We start from the raw sequence: 25,208 nt of genomic DNA, 5'->3' as shown, positions 1-25,208 counted from the left end.
CGTCGTCCACGACCCTTCTGATTCAGGTTTTTTCGGCTGCTCGGTTCTGCGTCTGAAAGTCAGGAAGGGCTGGGTGCTACAAGCCTTCCAAAGTTTGTAACAACACCCGCACCTTCGTCAGCGATTCCTGATACTCCGCCTCCCACTGCGAATCCGCCACGATCCCGCCGCCGCCCCAGCAGCACACCTGGCCATCCTTGACCAGCAGGCTGCGAATCGCGATGGAGCTGTCCATCTCGCCGCGCACGTCCAGGTACACCAACGAGCCGCAGTACAAGCCGCGTCGAGTCGGCTCCAGCTCGTCGATGATCTGCATGGCACGGATCTTCGGCGCGCCAGTGATGGAGCCGCCGGGGAAGCTGCCGGCGATCAGGTCGAGGGCGTCTTTGTCGTCGGCCAAGGTGCCGGTGACGCTGCTCACCAAGTGGTGCACGTTGGGGTAGCTTTCCAGGCTGAACAACTCCGGCACTTTTACCGAGCCGGTGCGGCAGGTGCGGCCGAGGTCGTTGCGCAGCAGGTCGACGATCATCAGGTTCTCGGCGCGGTCTTTGGGGCTGGCCAGCAGTTCGGCGGCGTTGGCTGCGTCTTCTTCGGGCGTCAAACCGCGCGGGCGGGTGCCTTTGATGGGGCGGGTTTCGACGCGGCGCTGGCTGATGTGTACAAAGCGCTCCGGCGACAGGCTCAGCACTGCACCGTCGTCCGGCAGGCTCTGGAACCCGGAAAACGGCGTAGGGCAGGCCTCACGCAAGGCGCAGTAAGCCGCCCACGGATCGCCGACGCACGGCGCACGAAAGCGCTGGGCAAAGTTGACCTGGTAGCAGTCGCCGGCCTGGATGTAATCCTGAATGCGCACGATGGCTTGCCGGTAAGCTTCGGCGGTCAGGTCTGGGGCCATGGGGCCGTTCAGTTTGAAACTCGCCGGGAGGTTGGCAGCTTCAGCGTTGAACAGCGCAATCAGGCGTTGTCGCTCGCTGTCAGCAAGCGAGGGGTGAAACACCAACTGGCTGGTTTGCGCCTGGTGATCGCTGATCAGCGCCCAGGCATACAGCCCAAAGCGTGCATCCGGCAGGTGCAGGTCATCCACCGCCAAGTGCGGCATGTGTTCCAGGTGGCGGCCGAAGTCGTAGCTCAGGTAACCGATCAAGCCGCCAGCGAACGGCAACTCATAACCAGCAGGTAAACCCGCTTCACCCAACTGCGTGAGGTTTTCGCGTAGGCGTTGCAGGAAATCACTGCCGTTTTCGTCAGACCGAACCGTTAGCGTTTCCACCGGCCAGGCGCTGAGCAGGTCATAACGACCGCGCTCGGCAGTCGGGCGGCCGCTGTCGAGCAGCACCGCGCCGGGGGCGTGGCGAATCGCCGTAAAATACTCGGCGGGGTTGGCCCGGTAGGGCAGCGGGTGTACGGAACAGGTCGACATGCGGGGTGGATCAGCCGTTGGCGCGAGGGAGGCGATTGTAGTCCCCCGTAGGCCTTGGTCCTAGAGGGGATGTCGACGATAGGCAGATTGAGGGCCTGTCGTGGGGTTCCAAACATCGCCTGCACGAATTTAACCCGTTCTTCCGGCGTTTCTGTCACGCCCGCAGCCTTCAATTCTTCCAACCGCGCTTCCACCGCATGGGTACGCAACGTCAGGCCGCAGTCGTTGGCAATCTGGATATTCAGCCCCGGCCGCGCATTCAGTTCGAGGATCAGCGGGCCTTTTTCCTGGTCCAGCACCATGTCTACGCCGATATAACCCAGCCCGCACAGTTCATAGCAACTGGCCGCCAGCTTCATGAAACCGTCCCAGTTGGGCAGTTGCACGCCATCCACGGCGTTGGTGGTGTCGGGGTGTTTGGTGATGATGTTGTTCAGCCAGGTGCCGCGCAACGTCAGGCCGGTGGCCAGGTCGACACCCACGCCAATCGCGCCCTGGTGCAGGTTGGCCTTGCCGCCGGACTGGCGCGTCGGCAAGCGCAGCATGGCCATCACCGGGTAGCCCATCAGCACAATGATGCGGATGTCCGGCACGCCTTCGTAGCTGATGCTCTTGAAGATCTGGTCGGGCACCACGCGGTATTCGATCAGCGCACGATCGCGGTGGCCGCCCAAAGAATACAGGCCGGTGAGGATGCTGGAGATCTGATGTTCGATTTCTTCATGGCTGATGATCTTGCCGGACACCGTGCGATAGCGCCCTTCAAAACGGTCGGCCACCACCAGGATGCCATCGCCGCCGGCGCCTTGGGCCGGCTTGATCACGAAGTCGCTGCGCCCACCGATGATCTCGTCGAGCTTGTCGATTTCCTTCTCGGTGGAAATGATCCCGTACATCTCCGGTACATGGATGCCGGCCGCCATGGCACGTTCCTTGGTGATGATCTTGTCATCCACAATCGGATACAGGCTGCGCTTGTTGTACTTGAGCACGTAGTCGGCGTTACGCCGGTTGATGCCCATGATCCCCCGCGCTTCGAGAGCCTTCCAGGTCTTCCAGAAGCCGAACATTACGAGTCAGCCTTGAGGAAGGCCTTGAAACGCACCAACTCGGTCAGGCGGTAGCCGCGATAACGCCCCATGGCCAGCATGAAACCCACCAGGATCAACAGGATCGCCGGGAAGGTGAACACAAAGTAGATCAGTTCCGGCACGCTCATGATGATGTGCGCCAGCGACGCGGCGAACAGCGTACCAATCGCCACTTTCAGCGCATGGTTGGCGCCGCGTTCTTCCCAAGTGATCGACAGGCGTTCGATGGTCATGGTCAAAATCACCATTGGGAACAGTGCCACCGACAGCCCACGCTCCAGGCCCAGCTTGTGGCTGAACAGGCTGATGGCGGCAATCAGCACCACCACGAAGGTCAGCACCACCGAAAGCCTGGGCAGCATCTGCAGCTTCAAGTGTTCCAGGTATGACCTGAGGGACAGCCCCAACGCCGTAATAATGGTGAACAGCACAATCCCGAAGCCCAACTGCGTCTCTCGGAACGCCAGGGCGATCAGCACTGGGGTAAAGGTGCCGAGGGTCTGCAGGCCGATCAGGTTGCGCAGAATCAGGATCACCAGCACGCCAATCGGGATCATCACCATGATCATGAAGGTCTGCTGGGTTTGCAGCGGCAGGCCGTACAGCGAGTATTCGAGGAAATTGGCGTCGGTATTTTCGTCGGTCAGCTTGGCCAGACGAATGGCGTTCATTTCGCTGTTGTTCAGGCTGAACGTCACCATGGCTTTCTTGCCGCCATCGACCGTGATCAGGTTTTCATCGCCGGTCCACCATAGCAGGCGGTCGGCGGGCAGGCCTTGCTCACCGGTTTCCGGGTTGAAGTACAGCCAGTCATTGCCGTTGAAGCTGCGCAGCCACAGTTCTGGGGTTTGCGGCTGGTCGGCGACGAGGCGGATGGTGTGGACTTTTTCCACCGGCACGTGGGCGATGGACAGCAGCAACTCGACGATTTTGGCTTTGTGTGGCGTCGACGGGTCGCCCGCCAGCAGCAGTTTCACATTGTCGTCGTTGAGGTTGTTGGTGCGCTTGATCGCTTCGGTAATAAACGTCTCGACGTCAGCCGAGTGCTGGCGGATCGGCGCCAGCAGGGCTTCGGCGGCGATCTTTTCCGGGCCTTCCACGGCGATGCTGTCGCGGAAGGTCGGGCCTTTGACTTTGACCTTTTCGCCGCTGTAACGCTTGGTCAGCACCAGGCGGTAATACAGCGTCTGGTTGCCCTTGGCGCGGCGGGCCGACCAGGTGACCTTGCGGTTGCCGTCGGTGCGGTTGACGCTCACGCCGTAGTTATTGGAGATGAAACTCTCGTTGAGGCTGACGAAGTCGCGGCTCAGGGGCGGCACGAACATCGAGACCTTCACCGGGTCTTTGGGGTTGGCGACGAACTCGACTTTGGCGTCGATGTTCCACAGGTCGTCGGTGGCGTCCTCGGTGACGGGAATCCCCAGCACGAAAATCTGGTAGGCGGTGACCGAAATACCCAACACCACCAGGATGGTGATCAGGATTTTCAGGTGCAGGGTCAGAGAGCGCATTCGGTTTACTCGGCGGTATGAGCGTCAGCGGCGCAGGCAGGTTTGCCCGCTGCGTATTTAAGACTGGGGTCGACCAGCGCATCAAAGCGTTTCAAGGCTTCGGAGCCGATCAGCAGCGGGTATTGGAATGCGCTGCGGTCAGTCAAGTTCACTTCGATGCTGCGTAAAGCAGTGCCCATGCAGATGTCCAGGGCGATCACTGGGCGGGCGGTGTAGTTCTTGTCCTCATCGGGGTCATAGTCACCGGCGCGGCGCTTGATCTTGCTGACGCGGGCCAGGGGGCGTTCGATGGGGTGGGAATGGGCGGTGTCGATGGCCAGGTAGAAGCGTACCCAGGATTCACCGTTGCGCTTGAAACGCTTGATATCGCGGGCGCTCAGCGAGGCGGTCTTGGCGCCGGTGTCGAGTTTGGCCGCGACTTCCAGGTCAATGCCCGCCAGTTTCGCGTATTCATTCAGGCCATACACGGTCTTCTCGGCGGCAACGCCAAGGCTCGGTAGGCACACTAGGCAAAACACTAGAAGGAAGGGCTTGAGTCTCATAGATCCTGAGGCGGTGCAGTGCGATGTTTATTCAAGGCGACTGGCATTGCTGCGCAAACTCCCTCGTGCGCCGTTTCATCAAGTGATGTCAGGCAAAAGCGGCGGGCATTCTAACATGATGCTTTTTTGGCGCCAGCGCTGGCAGGCGGCCATGCCCCGATGAGGTGCAGACGGGGTTATTAGACGATTGTCGACAATGTGTATTTATTCTTTGACTAATAGGGGCTGATTGGCTAGTTTTTGCCACATTGCTTTTAAAGGTGTCGACAATATGCTGGATCAGCTGGAAACCCCAGTGGTGGCGCAAGACGATTCCCAGACCATGTCCGAGAACGTCTTCCGGCGTATCCAGGCCGCGATCGTCAAGGGCGAGATCGCCCCCGGCAGCAAGATTTCCGAGCCGGAGTTGGCGCGCACCTACGGCATCAGCCGCGGGCCGTTGCGCGAAGCGATCCACCGCCTGGAAGGCCAGCGCCTGCTGGTGCGCGTGCCTCACGTTGGCGCGCGAGTGGTGTCCTTGAGCCACGCCGAGCTGATCGAGCTCTATGAAATCCGCGAATCCCTGGAAGGCATGGCCTGCCGTTTGGCCGCCGAGCGCATGACCGACGCGGAAATCGAAGAGCTGCGCCAGGTGTTGCACACCCACGAACGTGACGAAGCGTTCCAAGCCGGCCTGGGCTACTACCAGCAGGAAGGCGACTTCGATTTTCATTACCGGATAATTCAAGGCGCCGGTAATCGCACCCTGACCCAAATGCTTTGCGGTGAGCTGTACCAATTGGTGCGCATGTACCGCATCCAGTTCTCCGCCACCCCTAATCGTCCACGCCAGGCCTTTGCCGAGCATCACCGCATTCTTGACGCGATCGCCGATCGCGACGGTGAACTGGCCGAACTGTTGATGCGCCGCCATATCGGCGCCTCCAAACGCAATATCGCCCGTCACTTCCCGGACGGTGCCCCCCAGACAGCCACTCAGCGAGGTGAGTCATGAGTTCCAACAATAAAACCACTCCAGGCCAGCGTTTCCGTGATGCAGTCGCCAGCGAACATCCATTGCAAGTGGTGGGCGCGATCAACGCCAACCACGCGCTGCTGGCCAAACGCGCCGGTTTCAAGGCGATTTATCTGTCGGGTGGCGGTGTAGCCGCGGGTTCCCTCGGCGTGCCGGACTTGGGGATTACCGGCCTGGATGACGTACTCACCGACGTGCGCCGCATCACCGACGTGTGCGACCTGCCGCTGCTGGTGGACGTGGACACCGGCTTCGGCTCCTCGGCCTTCAACGTGGCGCGCACGGTCAAGTCGATGATCAAGTTCGGCGCCGCCGCCATTCATATCGAAGACCAGGTCGGCGCCAAGCGCTGCGGTCATCGCCCGAACAAAGAAATCGTGTCCCAGCAGGAAATGGTCGACCGCATCAAGGCCGCCGTGGATGCGCGCACCGATGACAGCTTCGTGATCATGGCTCGCACCGACGCCCTCGCCGTCGAAGGCCTGGAGTCCGCCCTGGAACGCGCCGCCGCCTGCATCGAAGCCGGCGCCGACATGGTCTTTCCGGAAGCCATCACTGAGCTGGAGATGTACAAACTCTTCGCCTCCCGCGTGAAGGCGCCGATCCTGGCCAACATCACCGAATTCGGCGCGACCCCGCTGTACACCACCGAACAGTTGAAATCTGCCGATGTTTCCATCGTGCTGTACCCGCTCTCGGCCTTTCGCGCCATGAACAAGGCCGCCGAGAACGTCTACACCGCGATCCGTCGCGACGGCACCCAGCAGAACGTGATCGACACCATGCAAACCCGCATGGAGCTTTACGATCGCATCGACTACCACACCTTCGAGCAGAAGCTCGACGCGCTGTTCGCCGCGAAAAAGTAAAGAACGGCTTCCCTGAATAACTACAAAATTGGAGAAGAACCATGGCTGAAGCAAAAGTATTGAGTGGTGCCGGCCTGCGTGGCCAGGTGGCCGGGCAGACCGCACTGTCGACCGTGGGCCAGGCCGGTGCCGGCCTGACCTATCGTGGTTATGATGTGCGCGAACTCGCCGCCGATGCGCAATTTGAAGAAGTCGCCTACCTGCTGCTCTACGGCGAGCTGCCGACCAAAGCCGAACTGGCCGCCTACAGCAACAAGCTGAGCAAACTGCGCGACCTGCCCCAGGCGCTGAAAGAAGTGCTGGAACGCATCCCTGCCGACGCCCACCCGATGGACGTAATGCGCACCGGTTGTTCGTTCTTGGGCAATATCGAGCCCGAGAAAGACTTCAGCGTGCAACGTGATGTCACCGACCGCCTGCTCGCCGCCTTCCCGGCGATCATGTGCTACTGGTACCGCTTCAGCCACGACGGCCAGCGCATCGACTGCGTGACCGACGAGCCGAGCATCGGCGGCCACTTCCTGCACCTGCTGCATGGCAAGAAGCCGAGCGAGCTGCACGAGAAGGTCATGAACGTGTCGCTGATTCTCTATGCCGAGCACGAATTCAACGCATCGACCTTTACCGCTCGCGTGTGTGCCTCGACCCTGTCCGACCTGTATTCCTGCGTCACCGCCGCCATCGGCTCGCTGCGCGGCCCGCTGCACGGCGGCGCCAACGAGGCGGCGATGGAAATGATCGAGCGTTTCGGCTCGGCTGAAGAAGCCGTCGAAGGCACCCTCGGCATGCTGGCGCGCAAAGACAAGATCATGGGCTTCGGCCATGCGATCTACAAAGACAACGACCCGCGTAATGAAGTGATCAAGGGCTGGTCGAAAAAGCTCGCTGACGAAGTGGGCGACACGGTGCTGTTCCCGGTCTCGGAAGCCATCGACAAGACCCTGTGGGAGCAGAAGAAACTGTTCCCCAACGCTGACTTCTACCATGCCTCGGCGTACCACTTCATGGGCATCCCGACCAAGCTGTTCACACCGATCTTCGTGTGTTCGCGCCTCACTGGCTGGGCCGCGCATGTGTTCGAACAGCGCGCCAACAACCGCATCATCCGTCCAAGCGCCGAGTACATCGGCGTAGAGCAGCGCAAGTTCGTGCCAATCGAACGTCGCTGAATGGGATGAGCTGAGCACTTTGGCAAATGTGCTGTTCTGTGGGAGCTGGCTTGCCTGCGATCGAATCACCCAGGTGTACCTGTCACACCGCAGTGATGCCATCGCAGGCAAGCCAGCTCCCACAGAAAGCCAGGCCAGTGTCGACAGTCCACCCTGTGAACCTACCGTGACCGAGTCCTGACGATGAACACTGAATTTCGCAAATCGCTCCCCGGCAGCCGCCTGGATTTCTTCGACGCCCGTGCGGCTGTCGATGCAATCACCCCAGGCGCCTACGCCACCTTGCCTTACACCTCACGCGTACTCGCGGAGAACCTGGTGCGCCGCTGCGACCCGGCCACGCTCAATGCGTCCCTGAGCCAACTGATCGACCGCAAGCGCGACCTCGACTTCCCATGGTTTCCGGCGCGCGTGGTGTGCCACGACATCCTCGGCCAGACCGCATTGGTCGACCTCGCCGGCCTGCGTGATGCCATCGCCCTGCAAGGCGGTGACCCGGCCCAGGTCAACCCGGTGGTGCCGACCCAACTGATCGTCGACCACTCCCTGGCCGTCGAAGCCGGTGGTTTTGACCCCGACGCGTTCGAGAAAAACCGCGCCATCGAAGACCGTCGCAACGAAGACCGTTTCCACTTTATCGAGTGGACCAAAAAGGCCTTCAAGAACGTCGACGTGATCCCACCGGGCAACGGCATCATGCACCAGATCAACCTGGAGAAAATGTCCCCGGTGATCCAGGTGCGCGATGGCGTGGCCTTCCCTGATACTTGCGTCGGCACCGACAGCCACACGCCGCACGTAGACGCCCTGGGCGTGATCGCCATCGGCGTCGGCGGCCTCGAAGCTGAGAGCGTGATGCTCGGCCGTGCCTCGTGGATGCGCCTGCCGGAAATCATCGGCGTGGAGCTCACCGGCAAGCTGTTGCCCGGCATCACCGCCACCGACATGGTGCTGGCGCTGACCGAGTTCCTGCGTAAACAAAAAGTGGTCGGCGCGTGGCTGGAGTTCTTCGGCGAAGGCGCCTCCAAACTGACCCTGGGCGACCGCGCGACCATCTCCAACATGGCCCCGGAATACGGCGCCACGGCGGCGATGTTCTACATCGACCCGCAGACTATCGCCTACCTGAAACTCACTGGCCGCGAAGACGAACAAGTCACCCTGGTGGAGCAATACGCGCGTCACACCGGCCTGTGGGCGGATGACCTCAAGGGCGCGCAGTACGAGCGTGGCCTGACCTTCGACCTGTCCAGCGTCGTGCGCAACATGGCGGGGCCGAGCAACCCGCACGCCCGCGTCGCCACCAGCGACCTGGCGGCCAAGGGCATCAGCGGCCAGTGGGACGAAGTGCCGGGGCAAATGCCCGACGGCGCGGTGATCATTGCCGCCATCACCAGCTGCACCAACACCAGTAACCCGCGCAACGTGATCGCTGCCGGCCTGCTGGCGCGTAACGCCAACAAGCTTGGGCTGACGCGCAAGCCGTGGGTCAAATCCTCGCTGGCACCGGGTTCGAAAACCGTGGCGATGTACCTCGACGAAGCGGGCTTGACCCACGAGTTGGAGCAGCTGGGTTTTGGTGTCGTGGCATTCGCCTGCACCACCTGCAACGGCATGTCCGGCGCACTCGACCCGGTGATCCAACAAGAAATCATCGACCGCGACCTGTACGCCACCGCCGTGTTGTCGGGTAACCGCAACTTCGACGGACGCATTCACCCGTACGCCAAGCAAGCGTTCCTCGCTTCGCCGCCATTGGTGGTGGCCTACGCGATTGCCGGCACCATCCGTTTCGACATCGAAAAAGACGTGCTTGGCCTCGACGCCAACGGCAAGGAAATCCGCCTGCAAGATATCTGGCCGAGCGACGAAGAGATCGACGCGGTGGTCAAGGCCTCGGTCAAGCCGGAGCAGTTCCGCGCGGTCTACATCCCGATGTTCGCGATCCACGAAGACACCGGCCCCAAAGTCGCGCCACTGTACGACTGGCGCCCGCAAAGCACCTACATCCGCCGCCCGCCGTACTGGGAAGGCGCGTTGGCCGGTGCGCGCCCGCTCAAGGGCATGCGCCCGCTGGCGGTGCTGCCGGACAACATCACCACCGACCACCTGTCGCCGTCCAACGCGATCATGCCGGGCAGCGCTGCCGGTGAATACCTGGCGAAAATGGGCCTGCCGGAGGTCGACTTTAACTCCTATGCGACCCACCGTGGCGACCACTTGACCGCGCAGCGCGCGACCTTTGCCAACCCGAAACTGTTCAACGAAATGGTCCAGGAAAACGGCAAGGTCAAGCAGGGTTCCCTGGCGCGTATCGAGCCGGAAGGCCAGGTCACGCGCATGTGGGAAGCCATCGAAACCTACATGGAGCGCAAGCAGCCGCTGATCATCATTGCCGGCGCCGACTACGGCCAGGGTTCGTCCCGCGACTGGGCGGCCAAGGGCGTACGCCTGGCCGGTGTGGAGGCGATTGCCGCCGAAGGTTTTGAGCGTATTCACCGCACCAACCTGGTGGGCATGGGCGTGTTGCCGCTGGAGTTCCTGCCGGGTACCGACCGTCACACACTGAACATCGATGGCAGCGAAACCTATGACGTGGTCGGCCAACGCACCCCGCATGCGCAGCTGACCTTGGTGATCAACCGCAAGAATGGCGAACGTGTCGAGGTGCCGGTGACGTGCCGCCTGGACACCGCCGAAGAAGTGTCGATCTACGAGGCGGGCGGCGTGTTGCAACGTTTTGCCCAGGACTTCCTGGAATCGGCGGCGACCGCCTGAGAGGTTAACCATGGCACATGCAGCGCAAATTAAGATCCCCGCCACCTACATGCGTGGCGGCACCAGCAAGGGCGTGTTTTTCAGCCTCAAGGACCTGCCCGCTGCCGCGCAGGTGCCGGGTGCCGCGCGCGATGCCTTGCTGTTGCGGGTGATTGGCAGCCCCGACCCCTACGACAAGCAAATCGACGGCATGGGCGGCGCCACTTCGAGCACCAGCAAAACCGTGATCCTGGCCAAGAGCACCCGCGCCGATCATGACGTGGACTACCTGTTTGGCCAGGTCTCGATCGACAAGCCTTTTGTCGACTGGAGCGGCAACTGCGGCAACCTGTCGGCAGCGGTGGGGTCGTTCGCCATCAGCGCCGGCCTGGTCGACCCGGCCCGAGTGCCCCGCAACGGCGTGGCCGTGGTGCGGGTCTGGCAGGCGAATATCGGCAAGACCATCATTGCTCACGTGCCGATCACCGACGGCACGGTGCAGGAAACCGGCGACTTCGAACTCGACGGCGTGACCTTTCCCGCCGCCGAAGTGCAGCTGGAGTTCATGGACCCGGCGGCGGAAGAAGAGGGCGGCGGTGGCTCGATGTTTCCCACTGGCAACCTGGTCGATGACCTTGAAGTGCCCGGTGTCGGCACCTTCAAGGCGACGCTGATCAACGCCGGCATTCCGACGATTTTCATCAACGCTGAAGACCTCGGCTACACCGGCACCGAGCTGCAAGGCGCAATCAACAGCGACCCCAAAGCCCTGGCGATGTTCGAGACTGTGCGGGCCTATGGCGCATTGCGCATGGGCCTGATCAAGCACCTCGACGAAGCCGCCCAGCGTCAGCACACGCCGAAGGTCGCGTTTGTGGCCAAACCTGCCGATTACGTGGCGTCCAGTGGCAAGGCGATCAAGGCCGGTGATGTGGATTTGCTGGTGCGCGCGCTGTCCATGGGCAAGTTGCACCACGCCATGATGGGCACGGCGGCGGTGGCGATTGGCACAGCGGCGGCGATATCCGGCACCTTGGTGAACCTCGCCGCCGGTGGTGTTGAGCGCAATGCGGTGCGCTTCGGGCATCCGTCGGGCACCTTGCGTGTCGGTGCTGAAGCGACTCAAGTGAACGGTGAATGGGTCGTTAAAAAAGCCATCATGAGCCGCAGCGCGCGAGTCCTTATGGAAGGCTTCGTCCGCGTCCCAGGCGACGCCTTCTAACAGCTTGCACCGACCCCATGTGGGAGCGGGCTTGCCCGCGAATGCGGTGGACCAGTCACCTTATGTGCGACTGACAGATCGCCATCGCGGGCAAGCCCGCTCCCACACGCAATGGTGGTATCCGCACGACCAAGGCAGGCAATCAGACCTGCCACACCACGATCAACCCTGACCCTGAGGATGGAACAACCCCTAACTGTTTGGAGAACTGCCATGAGCGCCAACGTCGACCAGAACAACCGCCCCGACTACGACCAGGTCCTGCAGGACATCGCCGATTACGTCCTCAATTACCGCATCGAGTCCCGGGACGCCTTGGACACTGCCCGCAACTGCCTGATGGACACCCTCGGCTGTGGCCTGCTGGCCCTGCGTTTCCCGGAGTGCACCAAGCACCTGGGGCCGATCGTCGAGGGCACCGTCGTCCCGTTCGGCGCGCGCGTGCCCGGCACCTCGTTCCGCCTGGACCCGGTCAAAGCCGCGTGGGACATCGGCTGCATTGTGCGTTGGCTCGACTACAACGACACCTGGCTCGCCGCCGAATGGGGTCACCCTTCGGATAACCTCGGTGGCATCCTCGCCGTGGCTGATCATCTTTCGCAAAAGCGTGTGGCCAATGGCGACGCACCGCTGACCGTGCGCGCGGTGCTGGAAGCGATGATCATGGCCCACGAAATCCAAGGTGTGATTGCCCTGGAAAACGCCTTCAACCGCGTCGGCCTTGACCATGTGCTGCTGGTGAAAGTCGCCTCCACGGCGGTCACGGCCAAGCTGATGGGCGCCAACCGCGAGCAGTTGCTGGCTGCGTTGTCCCACGCGTTTGTCGATGGCCAGGCACTGCGTACTTATCGGCATGCGCCGAACGCCGGCTCGCGCAAATCCTGGGCGGCAGGCGATGCATCCAGCCGTGGCGTGCGCCTCGCGGATATCGCCCTGCGCGGCGAGATGGGCATTCCTGGTGTGTTGAGCGCGCCGCAGTGGGGTTTCTACGACGTGCTGTTCAGCCACACCAACAAGGACCTGGCGCTCAAGCCTGAAGACAAACGCGCGTTCAGCCTGTCCCAGCCCTACGGCACCTACGTGATGGAAAACGTGCTGTTCAAGATCAGCTTTCCCGCCGAGTTCCATGCACAAACCGCCTGCGAAGCGGCGGTGACGTTGCACCCACAGGTCAAAGATCGCCTGGCTGACATCGAACGCATCGAGATCACCACCCACGAGTCGGCGATTCGCATCATTTCAAAGGTCGGGCCACTGGCCAACGCCGCCGACCGCGACCACTGCCTGCAATACATGACCGCCGTACCGCTGGCCTTTGGCAATCTGGTGGCCGAGCAGTACGAGGATGAATTCCACGCCGCGTATCCGATCATTGATGAGTTGCGCGACAAGATGGTCATCGTCGAAGACCCGCGCTACAGCCGCGAATATCTGGAGGCGGACAAGCGCTCTATCGCCAACGCGGTGCAGGTGTTTTTCAAGGATGGCACTCACACCGAGCAGGTCGCGGTGGAGTACCCGATTGGGCATCGTCGGCGTCGGGTGGACGGCATTCCGTTGCTGGAAGACAAGTTCAAGGCCAACCTGGCCACGCGGTTTACCGCGCAGCGCAGTGGGGAGATTTTTGCGTTGTGCAAGGATCAGGCGCGGCTTGAGGCCACGCCGGTTAACCGGTTTGTAGATCTGTTCGTTATTTAGAAGGCACTACAAAACTAATGTGGGAGCGGGCTTGCTCGCGAAAGCGGAGTGTCAGGCAATTCTGAAGTGCGCAAGCCACACAAGCCTGTTCCCACCTTTGGATGGGTGGTGGCCTCAGGTAATTACATACTGCCTTCCACATCATCCAGGCTAAATGTCTCGGTGTGGTCGTCATACGAAAAAATCTCCGCATACCGCCCCCACGCCACCACGCTTTCCAGGGTTTTTTCCACAAAAGCTTCGGTCATCGAGTCTTCCAATTCCTGCTCGAAGCGTACCCGTGGCGCCCGATGCCCGCTGCGTTCCAGCAGCACGTGATGAATGCGCGCGGCCAACGGCACGTGCCGGATCAAGTGCTCGGCAAACAGGGTTTTGCGTTCCTGGGTGCCGTAGTCGGCGAACAGCTTGCCGGCGTCGGTGAGGGTGATGTCGGCGCCCTTGAGTTCGGCAAACCCCAAATGCTCAAGCATCTCCGCCACTGGGAACAGGTCGTCCACTTCCAGCAGGCGCCGTTCGGCAACCGTCGGCAAACCGGCGTGGCCGTTGTAAGGCTCGGCGGCCAGGGTTTCGATCAGGCCGGCCATCAGGTTGGTGGACACTTCCGGCAGCAGGCTGCCCATTTTCAACTCGGGTATGCCTTTGGCATCTGCGCTGCGCCGGTCGGTCATCAGCGCATAGATGTCATCGACCATTTGCCGGAAGGTCGGGTCCAGGCGGTTGCGCGGGTGCGCGAACGGCACTTTGATTTCGGCGACCACACGGCCGGGGTTGGACGACAACACCAGGATGCGGTCGCACATCAGCACCGCTTCTTCGATGTTGTGGGTCACGATCAGGATGGACTTGATCGGCAGCTGTTTGCCGCTCCATAAATCCAGCAAGTCGGTACGCAGGGTTTCGGCGGTGAGCACGTCCAGGGCGGAGAAGGGTTCGTCCATCAGCAGCAAGGTCGGGTTCACCACCAGGCCGCGGGCAAACCCCACGCGCTGGCGCATGCCGCCGGACAACTCACGCGGGTAGGCGTTTTCAAAGCCGTCTAGGCCGATCAGGTCGATGGCGGCCAGGGCGCGGCGGCGGCTTTCCTTGCGTTCGACCTGCAAGGCTTGCAGGCCGGCCTCGACGTTTTCCAGCACGGTCAGCCAGGGGAACAGCGCAAAGGTCTGGAACACCATGGCCACGCCTTCGGCCGGGCCGTGCAATGGCACGCCGTTATAGAGGACTTCGCCCGACGACGGCTGAATCAGCCCGGCGATGATGCGCAACAGCGTGGACTTGCCTGAGCCGGAGCGGCCGAGCATGCCGACGATCTCGCCTTCGTGCAGGCTCAAATCCACGCCGCTGAGTACTTGCAGTTCGTCTTTGCCTTTGCCGAAGACGCGGTTGACGTTTTTCAGCGAGTAGATTTTCGGCGTATCAGCAGCGTGTTCGGTAGAGGTATTCATCACAGCGAATCCCATCAATTCAGACGAAGTTTGTTTTCAGCCAAGGCGTACATCGGCCGCCACACGGCGCGGTTGAAGGCCACCACGAAGATCGACATCACCACCACGCCCAAGGCGATCTTGGGGAAGTCGCCGGCGGCGGTGGTCTGTGCGATGTAGGCACCCAACCCGTGGGCGACCACGTTGTCCTGGCCCCAAGACACGTACTCGGAAACGATACTGGCGTTCCACGCGCCGCCCGAGGCGGTAATGGCACCGGTGACGTAGTAGGGGAAGATCCCCGGCAGCATCACCTTGCGCCACCACAGCCAGCCGCGAATGCGGAAGTTGGCGGCGGCTTCCTTGAAGTCATTCGGGAACGCGCTGGCCCCGGCGATCACGTTGAACAGGATGTACCACTGGGTGCCCAGCACGATCAGCGGGCTCAGCCAGATGTCGGGGTTGAGCTTGTAGTGCAGGATCACGATGACGAACACCGGGAACAGCAGGTTCGCCGGGAACGCGGCAAGGAACTGCGCCAGCGGCTGGATTTTTTCCGCAAGGCTTGGGCGCAAACCGATCATTACACCCAAAGGCACCCAGATCAGCGAAGCGATCAGGATCAACCCGGTGACCCGCAGCAGCGTGATCAAGCCCAGTACAAACACGTGGCCGACCTCGGCGAAGGTCACCTCGGTGCCGACGTACAGCACGATGTGGTACAGCGCATAGGCGGCCATCAGCGCAATCAGTGTGCCCCACACCCAATCGATCACTTTCGAGGTTGCCGGTGTTTGCGCCGGCAGCGCCTTGAGTGCACCGCCCGCGAGGCTGAAGCGTTTGTTGCCGAGGCGGCTGATGGCGCGCGTGATCGGGCGCAGGATGCGCTGGACCACGCGCGTGCGTTGGATCAGGTTCAGCACCCAAGACTGCGGCGCGGCGCCCTGGGAGGCGGTGTTTTCCATGCGGAATTTGTCCGCCCAGGCCACCAAGGGGCGAAACAGGAACTGGTCGTACAGCAGGATCACCACCACCATCGCCAGAATCACATACCCCACGGCGTGCAGGTCTTTCTGGGCAATCGCCAGGGCCAGGTACGAACCCACGCCCGGCAAGGTGATGGTCTTGTCGCCGACGGTGATGGCTTCGGAGGCGACCACAAAAAACCAGCCGCCGGACATGCTCATCATCATGTTCCACACCAGCCCAGGCATGGCGAACGGCACGTCGAGCTTCCAGAACTTTTGCCAACCGGAGAGGCGCAGGTTGGTCGACACTTCCACCAGGTCATGGGGCAGCATGCGCAGCGACTGGTAGAAGCTGAACGTCATGTTCCAGGCCTGGCTGGTAAAAATCGCAAAGATCGCCGCGAACTCGGCGCCCAATACACGCCCGGGAAACAGCAGCAGGAAAAACGTCACAGTAAAGGAGATGTAACCCAGCACCGGCACTGATTGCAGGATGTCGAGCACCGGCACCAGCAGCTTCTCGGCGCGCCGGCTTTTGGCCGCCAGGGTGCCGTACAACAGCGTAAAGATCAGCGCCGCGACCATCGCCGCGAGCATGCGCAACGTGGTGCGCATCGCGTACTCCGGCAGGTTGGCCGGGTCGAGGGAAATGACTTCACTTTGCAAGGTGGCGATAGGCGCCCAAGTCTCGCGGGCGGTGATGGAAAAAAACAGTAGAAAGCCGATCACCAGGGGCAGGGCGACCAAGTCCCAGCGGTTGGGCAGCAAGCGCAGCGTGGACGCCGGTAAATAGTGACGGAACACTCTGTTCATAGGCAGTCAGTCCTGCAGCGTTCAGGTTCAGGGGCGTGGTGGGGAGTGAGCTTAGCTGCCGCACGAATGCCCCACCGAGAAGGATGGGCGCTGTTTTCGTGAGTCAGGGGCAACGCGGCGTTGCTGGCGGGATTGTACGTTTCTGAATGTTACAAGCACATAAATTTGCTGTCAGTTCCCTGTACGAACTGCGTCTAAGGCGTGGGTGTTTCAGCTGCGCGCCCGTTACGCAAGCCGCCAGACATAGCCGTTTTTTTGCCTATGAAACAAATAGCTACTCACACTTCCTACAGCCTCGGAACCCTCTTTCAGATATATGCCAATCAGGTAAGCAGACGGCTTGCAACTGCAGGCCTCTGGTAATCGGCAATTGCGAATTCACCCGAGCAATGAGCCAGAAGCGTCTGCTCCTCGCGGTATTGAAGAACTCATGCAGGAGAACGTACAGCTTCAGGCCGGGCTTGATCAGATGGACGTTCAGTTCAAAGCAGTGGTTTCGCAGCTCCAAGAGCAGATCAAGGCGTTGAGTAAGAAAATCAGCGAGCAGAAGTAGTAGGGCTTGGCATCGCATCAGCCAGCATGGGGCACCCTCCCCATGCTTGAGCGTGCTGGCATCAAGCTTTCACTCAAACCGCAGAATCACCCGGCGGTTGTGTTTGCTCTTCTTCTCGATCTTCTCGCAGAACACTCGGCCGATTTCCTCGGTATTGATCACATGGGTGCCGCCGCAGGGTTGGATATCAATCCCGGTAATGTCGATCACCCGTACCGAGCCTTGGATCACCGGCGGTGCAACTGCCTGGGTGCGCGTGATCTGCAACAGGGTTGAATACTCCGAGGCCGGCATCGACAGCGTTTTTACTGCGTGGGCCTGTTCGATCAATGCATTGAGGTCGCGGGTGATGCTGTCTTTGTCGAGGGTCATTTCCGGTAGGTCGAAATCCAGTCGACCCTTGTCCGCGCTGATGCTGCAGCCGGTGACGGGCGCATCAATGATCGAGCACAGCAAGTGCAGGCAGGTGTGCATCTTCATGTGCTGGTAGCGGCGCTCCCAGTCCAGGCTCGCATCCACCTGCACCCCGGCGGTCAACTGCTCAGGGCAATGTTCCACCTGATGCCAGATGATTGAGCGCAGCACCGGGTCGCGCACGGTGCCGACCACCTCGACACGCGTGCCATCGGCCAGGGTGAGGTAGCCGGTGTCTCCCGGCTGGCCGCCGCCGGTGGGGTAAAACAGCGTGTGCTCTAGGGCGATGCCGTGTTCGCTGATGGCAATCACCCGGGCGCTGAAGGCGTTCTGGTAGGGCGCGCTGTCGAACAGCGCCAGGGTTTCCATGGTGTGCACGGACATGTTCAACCTCCGACAATCAGTGGGCTGGCTTGCAGCAGGTGGCGCACCATCGCGCTCAAGCCAGGGGGGGAGAGCAGGGTGATTTCAAATTCCGGCCCGCAGACTTTCAGGTTCAGCGGCAGGCGTGGCAGCTGTTCGCCGATGTCGAGGCGACACAGGCGAAATTGCAGGTGGTGGCGCTCTTTCACCGTGGGTTCGAGCATCAGCCCCTTCAAAGGGTGAAAGTCGGCGTCCAGCACCGTGACCTTGTGGCTGGCGCTGACTTCGCCGACTACGTGCAAACGCTCATCCAGGGCGAAGGCGCCGAGGTAGTTGCTGTGGTCGGTTTCGGCGTTTTTCTGCAGCTGGACCTGGTTGACCACCTTGACCTTGGTGCCTGCCGGCACGTCCTGGGTGATGACACACGAGGGGCTGATAAAGACGTTGTCGCCGATCAGCACATACCCCAGCACCCGGGCGCCGGAGCCGACTTCGACATTGTTGCCCAAGCGAGGGTGGCGTTTGCCGTCCGGGTTGTTGGCAATGCCCCGGGCGCCGAGGGTGACGCCGCAGAGGATGTAGCAGTCGTTGCCGATCTCGCAGGTTTCGCCGATCACCGTGCCGTAGCCATGGTCCAGCACAAAGCGCCGGCCGATACGCGCTGCGGGGTGAATCTCGGCGCCGGAATGGATTTTGCCCTGGTTGCTGAGCTTGAGGGCGATGCGCGAAAACACGCCGTTGGTCTGGTCAGGAAAATTCCACACCAAGTGCGCGAGGCGGTAAAACAGCACCGCCTTGAACGAGGCGTAGGATTCCAGGATCAACTCGCCGCGCCCGCGTGATGCCGGGTCGCGATAGGCGTAGGCGATCAAGTCTTCAGCCACCGCTTGGGCGGCGTTCTGGATCAGCGGCGCCAAGTGCGGTTCCAACTGCTTCATCTGCGCCGGCGTCAGGGTCTTGATGAGGTGGGTGAGCAACTCATCGTGCAGCTGTTGCATGTCGATAAAGCCTCCCATGGAGGCACCCCCGCATTCTGGATGGTTGGGAAACCGGTTATTCGAAACTGGGCAGGTAGCTGTCAGCATTGTCATAGACCATGGTCAACACCACCGTTTCGGGCGGCAGTTCGGGGGCGAGTTGGGCGATGGCGACCATGTTGGCGGCCGAGGACAAGCCCAGGCTGATGGCGTCGGTACGCATGATGCGTTTCATCATGTCGATGCACGCCTGGCGCGAGACCTTGAGCATGCCGTCGATCACGTTCACGTTGAGAATGCTCGGGATCAAGCCAATCGACAGGCCCTGGATATGGTGCGGCGCGTGCTGGTCTTTCAGCAGGTCGCACTCCTCTGGCTCCACGCCCATGACGCGCATGGCCGGCCAGGCGGCCTTGAGGGTTTCGCCTATCCCGGTGATGTGGCCGCCGGTGCCGATGCCGCTGACGAAGTAGTCCACGCGCCGCTCACCGAAGGCGCTGAGGATCTCCGGTGCGGTGGTGTCGCGGTGGGTTTGCGGGTTGGCGCGGTTGCGTTGCTGGTTGAGCATCACGTAGCTGGGGTTTTCCAGCTGCAGTTCCATGCACTTTTCGCCGTGGGAGTTGTTCCCCAGGCGGCTGTCCGACAGCACCACCTTGGCGCCGTACAGGCGCAGCAGTTTCTGCTTTTCGGGGCTGTAGTTGTCGGGGATCACCAGTACCACTTTGTAGCCCAGTACGTTACCGGCCATCACTAGGCCGATACCGGTGTTGCCACCGCTGGGTTCGATGATGGTTTGCCCGGAATCACGCATCAACACGCCCCGGCGCTCGGCGTCGAGGATCATGCCCAGAGCGATGCGCGCCTTGTGGCTGCCTCCGGGGTTGAGGGATTCCAGCTTGGCGTAGACCTCGATGCCGAGGTCTTCGGAAAACTGCGCCAGACGCACAATCGGCGTATGGCCGATGACGTCGAGAATGGAGTTATGCAACATCGGTCAGCCCTCGGCTCAGTACAACGGCATGTCGGGTTCGACGTCGCGAACCCAATGTTTCATGCCACCCTGCAGGACCTTGGTGTTGGCAAAACCGGCGGCCAGTAAGGTACTTGCGGCTTGCTCGGCACGGGTGCCGGCGTAGCAGATCAGGTAGTGGGTGTTGTCGCGGCTGAGGCTGTCGAGTTGCCCATCCAGTTCGGCCAGGGGGATATGCACCACGCCCGGCAATTTGCACACTTCCAGTTCGCTGGCATCGCGCACATCCAGCAACACGTCGGCGCTGCGGTGGTGGTCGAGCACTTGCTTGAGCACGCGGGGCTTGATGTAGCGTTCTTCGGCCAGGGTAGGTTGGCTCGGGATGGCATCGGCGCAGACCGCTGGCGCCACGGTTTCGCTGTGGCGCAGCTCCGAGCAGCACGGGCAGTCGGCGCGGCGCTTGAAGCGCACTTCGCTGAACTTCATCGCCAGTGCATCAAAGCGCATCAGCCGACCGGACAACGGCTCGCCAATACCGATCAGCAACTTGATGGCTTCGGTGGCCTGGATCATCCCGACCACGCCCGGCAATACGCCGATCACGCCACCGGCGCTGCAGTTGGGCGCCAGTTCGGCCGGCGGCGCTGATGGGAACAGGCAGCGGTAGCACGGCCCACCCTTATAGTTGAGCACGCTGATCTGCCCGTCGAAGCGGTAGATGGCGCCGTATACCAAGGGCTTGCCGAGTTGTACGCAGGCGTCGTTGACCCGATAACGGGTGTCGAAATTGTCGGTGCCGTCGATCACCAGATCGTAGGCGCCGACCAATTCCAGGGCGTTGTCGGCATTGAGCGCGGTGTTGTGCGCGTTGATCTGGATGTGCGGGTTGAGGTCTTGCAGGCGCTGCTTGGCGGACTCGACCTTGGGCATGCCCAGGGTGCTGTTGCCGTGGACGATCTGGCGTTGCAGGTTGCTGCTTTCCACCACATCAAAGTCCACCAGGCCCAGGGTGCCGATGCCGGCCGCCGCCAGGTACAAGCTGATGGGCGAGCCCAGGCCGCCGGTGCCGATGATCAATACCTTGGCTTTTTTCAGGTTCAACTGACCTTCGCGGCCAACACCTGGCAGGGTGATGTGGCGTACGTAGCGTTGTACCTCTTCGTTGCTAAGCCCGTTCGCCGGAGGTAGCGAGCAGCACTTCGATTTTGGCCTTTGCCGGCAAGGGCTCGTCGGCGCCGATCAGTTCTTCCTCGGCAGTGAACAGGAAGTGTTCCTTGAGCTGGTTGTTCTTCTCGTGAAACAGATGGGCTCGTAACTGTGGGTGGCTGCTGCAGAGGTTTTCAATGACTTCGCGCAATGTCGATCCGGTGCTCTCAAGGGTCGATTCCGGCAGCTTGGCCACGCGAACCAGAATATCGGGGAAAGAGACAGCGTTCATGGACAACTCCGTGTGCAGGTCGTTGAAGGGTTGAGGAGCGAAATGCTTGCCATCCCAGGCAAACAGCTTTGAGCCCAGGGCGTGGCCCTGGCGAACGTCCACCACCAAATAGCTGACGGGGTAGATCGGCTCACCCAGGAACAGTGCCTTGTCCTGGTCTTCGTCACTGAAATAGGCGCCCACATCCGGGTGCGAGTGATAGATCACCATCACCGGGTTCTCACTGCGAAACGCCTTGTTCATCAGTAGGGTGTCAGCCACGGAAAAGGTGTAGCCGTTGGCCGCGCTGCGCGGGTACATCTCGGGGTTCTTGCGGTGCAGCTCGTTCTGAATATTGCTGCCCAGGTACACGCTGCCGTCGGCGAAGACAAAACCACAGCACTCCTCGGGGTAGCTGCGGCTGGCGTGGGCGTAGATCTGTTCCAGGGCTTCGGGGCGGAGGACGTCCATGTTTCTCTCGCGTTGCTGGGTGAGGGGTGAAAGGGTCAATTTTTCTTGGCCAGGAGTTTTTCAACCGGCAACTTGGTGATCGCAAAGCCGGCCAGCAGGATGGCCGAGTACAGCATCAAGTCGCGGGAAATTTCCACGCCTTCGTACCAGGCGCCGATGATCACCGCGAACACCGGGAAGATGATGAATACGAACGACAGAATGATCGGGCTCAAGCGCTTGAGGAGCATGAAGTACACGATAAAGCCGCCCACCGATGCCACCAGCCCCAGGTAGAACAACGCGCTCCAGGACCGCAGGGTGATGTTTTCGAAGGTCGGCGTTTCAAACCACAGGCCGGCCACGAACAGCATCAACCCGGCAATGCCGATGGGCAGGGTGTTGTAGGTGATCACGCTGATGGCGCTGCCTTTTTGCTTGGTGATGACATAGCACAAGGCATGCATGATCGCGGCGGTCAGAATCGCCAGTACTCCGAAGAACTCGGCGTGGTCCAGGTGCAGGCCCTGGCTCTTGATGATCATGTAAAGGCTGCCGAAACCGATGCCGATGCCGACCACCTGGGAAAAGTAGATGCGCTCACGCAGGAACAGCGCGGAAAAGATCAGGATGAACACCGGCATGCAGCTGAACAGCAGCGCAGTCAGGCCGGACGAGACATGCATCTCGCCGTAGTTGAGCAGGTAATAAGGAACGCTGAAGTAGGAAAGGGTCACGAAGACGAAAAACCAGCGGCTTTCTCGCGGGAACAGAATCGGCTCGCGTCGCACCAGGGCAAAACACAGGAATAGCGGGAAGGCGATCAAGAAACGCAGGCCCGCCGATGTCAGCGGTGGCACGCTTTCGACGGCGATCTTGATCCCCAGCCACGTGGTACCCCAACTCAGGCACACGATAAGAAACATCATGCTGGTGACCAAGCCGGCCAACCACTGTTTCTGAGTTTTTGTTTTTGTTGTGTTTTCAAGAACGGCGGACATTGGCATCGTTTATTGCTTCCCTGAGCCGGAATTGAACTCTATATTGACTGTGTATTAAGTTGTTTCATTCGGTGATTGAACCCGTAAAAGCACACTATTAGGGCGAATGATGACTGTCAAAACAAATATTGACATGGTGTCAATTATGCGTGAGGGGTTGTCCAGCGGTCAGGGCGTGAAGTACAAGCGCCTGTCCGATGTGATGGAGCGGGGCATCCTCGAAGGCTTGATTGAACCCGGACGAAAACTGCCGCCCCACCGGGTGCTTTCCGACAATCTGGGTGTGACCATTGGCACCATCAGCCGCGCCTACGGTGAGTTGGAACGCCTGGGGTTGGTGGTGGCGCGGGTGGGTGACGGCACATTCGTGCGCAAGCGTGGGATGGAGCGCCAACGCGATGAAGGCTTTCGCAACGTCAGCGAGGAGCCACGCCATTACTTCGACATGAGCCGTAACATGCATATTCCTGGGCTGGAGACGGTGTTTCTGGCCCAGAGCTTCCAAACCTTGTCGACCAATACCAAGTTCCTCCAGGACATCAGCGCCTACACCCCGGATGCCGGGTTGCCGCGCTACCGTGAGGCTGGGGCGCAATGGCTGGTACAGCGTGATTTTCATCCGATTCCGGAGCAGGTTATCTGCGTCAATGGCGGCCAGCATGGCTTGCTCTGCGCGATGATGGCGTTGCTGCGGGCGGGCGATACGGTGGTGACCGAGCAGCTTACCTATCCTGGGCTGATCACGGCTGCGCGCATGCTCGGCGTGCGGCTGATCGGCCTGGAGATGGATGACGAAGGCGTGCTGCCGGGCGCGCTCGATGAAGTCTGTCGTAATCATCGGGTGTCGGCGTTGTACTGCACGCCTACCATCCAGAACCCGACCACGGCCGTATTGTCGGTCGCGCGCCGGGAAGCCCTGGTTAAAGTGTGCCGCGAGCACAACCTGCTGATTCTTGAGGATGAAGCCCACGGCGTATTGGTAGAAGACCGGCCGCCGCCCCTCAGCCATTTCGCGCCTGAGCGTACGATTTTGATCAGCAGCCTGAGCAAGGCAGTGTCCGCCGGCTTGCGGGTGGGCTATGTGCATGCGCCACCGGCGCTGGTCAGCCGCATTTCGGCGGCCTTGCGCTCGACCTGTTGGATGGCCACGCCGGTCACCCTGGAACTGGCGACCCAGTGGATCGAAAACGGCACGGCAGAGTACCTGCTACGCCAGCAGATCAGCGAAATCAGCCGCCGTAAAATCTTGGTGCAGGACCTGTTGGCGGGCCTGGAATACCGCACTCACCTTAATAGCCCGCACTTCTGGATTGAAGTACCGGAGCCTTGGCGCGCGTCGGAAATCGAGGCGGAGCTCAAGCAGAATAATTACCTGATCGCCACCGCCGAAGCGTTTGCCGTAGGGCAGACGGCAGTGCCGCAATTTATTCGGGCGAGTATCTGTAATACGTCGGGGGATGATCAGTTGTTGCGGGCGGGGTTTGATGCGCTGGCGACGGCGTTGGGGCAGGGTGGGGACAGGTTTCACCTGTAGACGCTGGCTCTTTGTGACGAACGGGCTTGTCGTGGCAAGCCCGCGGGCCACAAATAAGTTGCTCAGCCCGCTTGCCACAGGAAATTCATAGTCGTTGGCTTATTTGAAGCGCCGCTCCACGCCTTTCTCCACCAAAATCTTCGCCGAAATCTCTTCCACCGAAAAATGCGTGGAATTGATGTGCGCAATATTCTCGCGACGGAACAGATTTTCCACCTCGCGTACTTCGAACTCGCACTGGGCGTAGCTCGAATAGCGGCTGTTGGGCTTGCGCTCGTTACGGATGGCGGTGAGGCGGTCCGGGTCGATGGTCAGGCCGAACAGCTTATGCTGGTGCGCGCGCAGGGCGGCCGGCAGCGTCAGGTGTTCCATGTCGTCCTCGGTCAGCGGGTAGTTGGCCGCGCGAATGCCAAACTGCATGGCCATGTACAGGCACGTCGGCGTCTTGCCGCAGCGGGACACGCCCACCAGGATCAAATCGGCTTTGTCGTAGTAGTGAGTGCGGGCGCCGTCATCATTGTCGAGGGCGAAGTTCACCGCCTCGATACGCTCCATATAGTTGGAGTTGTGCCCTATGGAATGGGACTTTCCTACGGAATAGGAGGAGTGTTCACTCAGCTCCTGTTCCAGCGGCGCCAGGAACGTGGAGAAAATGTCGATCATGAAACCATTGGAGGTTGCAAGGATCTCACGGATGTCTTGATTGACGATGGTGTCGAAAATGATCGGTCGAAAACCGTCTTTTTCAGCCGCCAGATTGATTTGTTGTACCATGGCCCGCGCTTTATCCACGTTGTCGATATAGGGCCGCGTGAATTTGGCGAAGGTAATGTTTTCGAACTGTGCGAGCAGGCTCTGACCCAATGTTTCGGCTGTGATGCCGGTGCCGTCGGAGATAAAGAAAGCAGATCGTTTCATTTGAGCCCTAGGCCTTAAGCTGATGGCGAATCTTGGATATGATAGGCGCGATTTTGCCGTCCCGCAGTGGGCCGCATTCTCACTTATTTTCCAGGTCCAGGCCACAAGCGCTGGC

18 protein-coding genes and 2 pseudogenes are annotated in these 25,208 nt (G+C 60.8%); 8 read left to right on the top strand and 12 right to left on the bottom strand.

Annotation, left to right across the window (positions count from 1 at the left end; all coding sequences use genetic code 11):
• Positions 1–76 precede the first annotated feature (76 nt).
• The 4 genes and pseudogenes from pabB to rloA form a co-directional block, all read right to left on the bottom strand.
• The gene (pabB, locus tag GJU48_RS17555) at positions 77–1,420 is read right to left on the bottom strand and encodes an aminodeoxychorismate synthase component I (protein WP_094950309.1); all 1,344 of its coding nucleotides are present in this window, start codon (positions 1,418–1,420) and stop codon (positions 77–79) included.
• 95 nt (positions 1,421–1,515) lie between these two features.
• Positions 1,516–2,490: pseudogene (locus tag GJU48_RS17550) on the bottom strand (alpha-L-glutamate ligase-like protein); the annotation flags it as partial.
• Positions 2,490–4,022 carry an osmotic stress tolerance membrane protein RloB gene (gene rloB / locus GJU48_RS17545; RefSeq protein WP_094950307.1) on the bottom strand — a complete coding sequence of 511 codons (1,533 nt, stop codon included), beginning with the start codon at positions 4,020–4,022 and terminating at the stop codon, positions 2,490–2,492. The pseudogene GJU48_RS17550 and the gene rloB, both read right to left, overlap by 1 nt.
• Positions 4,023–4,027: 5 nt before the next feature.
• Positions 4,028–4,564 (bottom strand): retropepsin-like aspartic peptidase RloA, encoded by a 537-nt coding sequence (gene rloA / locus GJU48_RS17540; RefSeq protein ID WP_094950306.1) that lies wholly within the window; start codon positions 4,562–4,564, stop codon positions 4,028–4,030.
• 271 nt (positions 4,565–4,835) lie between these two features.
• Between rloA and GJU48_RS17535 the strand changes: the two genes are divergently transcribed.
• From GJU48_RS17535 to prpD, 6 genes are all read left to right on the top strand, one after another.
• Positions 4,836–5,558: a GntR family transcriptional regulator gene (locus GJU48_RS17535; RefSeq protein ID WP_064453641.1), complete on the top strand. Its 723-nt coding sequence runs from the start codon at positions 4,836–4,838 to the stop codon at positions 5,556–5,558.
• On the top strand, positions 5,555–6,448 hold the full coding sequence (gene prpB / locus GJU48_RS17530) for a methylisocitrate lyase (protein ID WP_021491517.1): 894 nt from the start codon (positions 5,555–5,557) through the stop codon (positions 6,446–6,448). The genes GJU48_RS17535 and prpB overlap by 4 nt, the downstream gene beginning before the upstream one ends.
• A 41-nt stretch (positions 6,449–6,489) precedes the next feature.
• Positions 6,490–7,617, top strand: coding sequence for a bifunctional 2-methylcitrate synthase/citrate synthase (gene prpC / locus GJU48_RS17525; RefSeq protein ID WP_094950305.1), 1,128 nt, complete (start codon positions 6,490–6,492; stop codon positions 7,615–7,617).
• Between the two features lie 183 nt (positions 7,618–7,800).
• Complete coding sequence (acnD, locus tag GJU48_RS17520) at positions 7,801–10,395, top strand: Fe/S-dependent 2-methylisocitrate dehydratase AcnD (protein WP_094950304.1); 2,595 nt, start codon at positions 7,801–7,803, stop codon at positions 10,393–10,395.
• 10 nt (positions 10,396–10,405) lie between these two features.
• Positions 10,406–11,596, top strand: a complete 1,191-nt coding sequence (prpF, locus tag GJU48_RS17515) for a 2-methylaconitate cis-trans isomerase PrpF (protein WP_094950303.1) — start codon at positions 10,406–10,408, stop codon at positions 11,594–11,596.
• Between the two features lie 213 nt (positions 11,597–11,809).
• A complete protein-coding gene (prpD, locus tag GJU48_RS17510) occupies positions 11,810–13,294 on the top strand; it encodes a 2-methylcitrate dehydratase (protein WP_094950302.1) in 1,485 nt (494 codons plus the stop codon).
• Between the two features lie 122 nt (positions 13,295–13,416).
• On the opposite strand, the gene GJU48_RS17505 is transcribed toward prpD, so the two are convergent.
• Together GJU48_RS17505 and GJU48_RS17500 are read right to left on the bottom strand one after the other, a co-directional pair.
• Positions 13,417–14,736, bottom strand: a complete 1,320-nt coding sequence (locus GJU48_RS17505; protein WP_094949553.1) for an ABC transporter ATP-binding protein — start codon at positions 14,734–14,736, stop codon at positions 13,417–13,419.
• A 14-nt stretch (positions 14,737–14,750) separates the two neighbouring features.
• A complete protein-coding gene (locus GJU48_RS17500) occupies positions 14,751–16,496 on the bottom strand; it encodes an ABC transporter permease (RefSeq protein WP_094949554.1) in 1,746 nt (581 codons plus the stop codon).
• Positions 16,497–16,836: 340 nt separating this feature from the next.
• Between GJU48_RS17500 and GJU48_RS17495 the strand changes: the two genes are divergently transcribed.
• Entirely contained in the window at positions 16,837–17,049 is a 213-nt protein-coding gene (locus GJU48_RS17495; RefSeq protein ID WP_155296056.1) for a hypothetical protein, read from the top strand.
• Between the two features lie 69 nt (positions 17,050–17,118).
• Here GJU48_RS17495 and GJU48_RS17490 read toward each other — a convergent pair whose 3' ends face one another.
• The 5 genes and pseudogenes from GJU48_RS17490 to GJU48_RS17470 all read right to left on the bottom strand — a co-directional run bounded on the left by GJU48_RS17490 (position 17,119) and on the right by GJU48_RS17470 (position 22,590).
• Positions 17,119–17,847 carry an alanyl-tRNA editing protein gene (locus GJU48_RS17490; RefSeq protein ID WP_094949556.1) on the bottom strand — a complete coding sequence of 243 codons (729 nt, stop codon included), beginning with the start codon at positions 17,845–17,847 and terminating at the stop codon, positions 17,119–17,121.
• 2 nt (positions 17,848–17,849) lie between these two features.
• Positions 17,850–18,842 carry a serine O-acetyltransferase gene (locus tag GJU48_RS17485; RefSeq protein WP_094949557.1) on the bottom strand — a complete coding sequence of 331 codons (993 nt, stop codon included), beginning with the start codon at positions 18,840–18,842 and terminating at the stop codon, positions 17,850–17,852.
• Between the two features lie 37 nt (positions 18,843–18,879).
• The gene (locus GJU48_RS17480; RefSeq protein WP_094949558.1) at positions 18,880–19,794 is read right to left on the bottom strand and encodes a PLP-dependent cysteine synthase family protein; all 915 of its coding nucleotides are present in this window, start codon (positions 19,792–19,794) and stop codon (positions 18,880–18,882) included.
• Between the two features lie 15 nt (positions 19,795–19,809).
• Positions 19,810–21,661 (bottom strand): annotated as a pseudogene (gene moeB / locus GJU48_RS17475) (molybdopterin-synthase adenylyltransferase MoeB).
• A 35-nt stretch (positions 21,662–21,696) separates the two neighbouring features.
• A complete protein-coding gene (locus tag GJU48_RS17470) occupies positions 21,697–22,590 on the bottom strand; it encodes a DMT family transporter (protein ID WP_176462902.1) in 894 nt (297 codons plus the stop codon).
• Between the two features lie 160 nt (positions 22,591–22,750).
• Between GJU48_RS17470 and GJU48_RS17465 the strand changes: the two genes are divergently transcribed.
• Positions 22,751–24,175, top strand: coding sequence for an aminotransferase-like domain-containing protein (locus tag GJU48_RS17465; RefSeq protein WP_094949634.1), 1,425 nt, complete (start codon positions 22,751–22,753; stop codon positions 24,173–24,175).
• A gap of 99 nt (positions 24,176–24,274) precedes the next feature.
• Here the strand turns inward: GJU48_RS17465 and ppsR are convergent, their stop codons facing one another.
• Complete coding sequence (ppsR, locus tag GJU48_RS17460) at positions 24,275–25,093, bottom strand: posphoenolpyruvate synthetase regulatory kinase/phosphorylase PpsR (protein ID WP_094949561.1); 819 nt, start codon at positions 25,091–25,093, stop codon at positions 24,275–24,277.
• Positions 25,094–25,208: the final 115 nt, after the last annotated feature.

The organism is Pseudomonas sp. IB20, assembly GCF_009707325.1.
Lineage (GTDB): Bacteria > Pseudomonadota > Gammaproteobacteria > Pseudomonadales > Pseudomonadaceae > Aquipseudomonas.
Note: the sequence above shows the minus strand (reverse complement) of the source record. Positions and strands in the feature narration are given on the sequence as shown.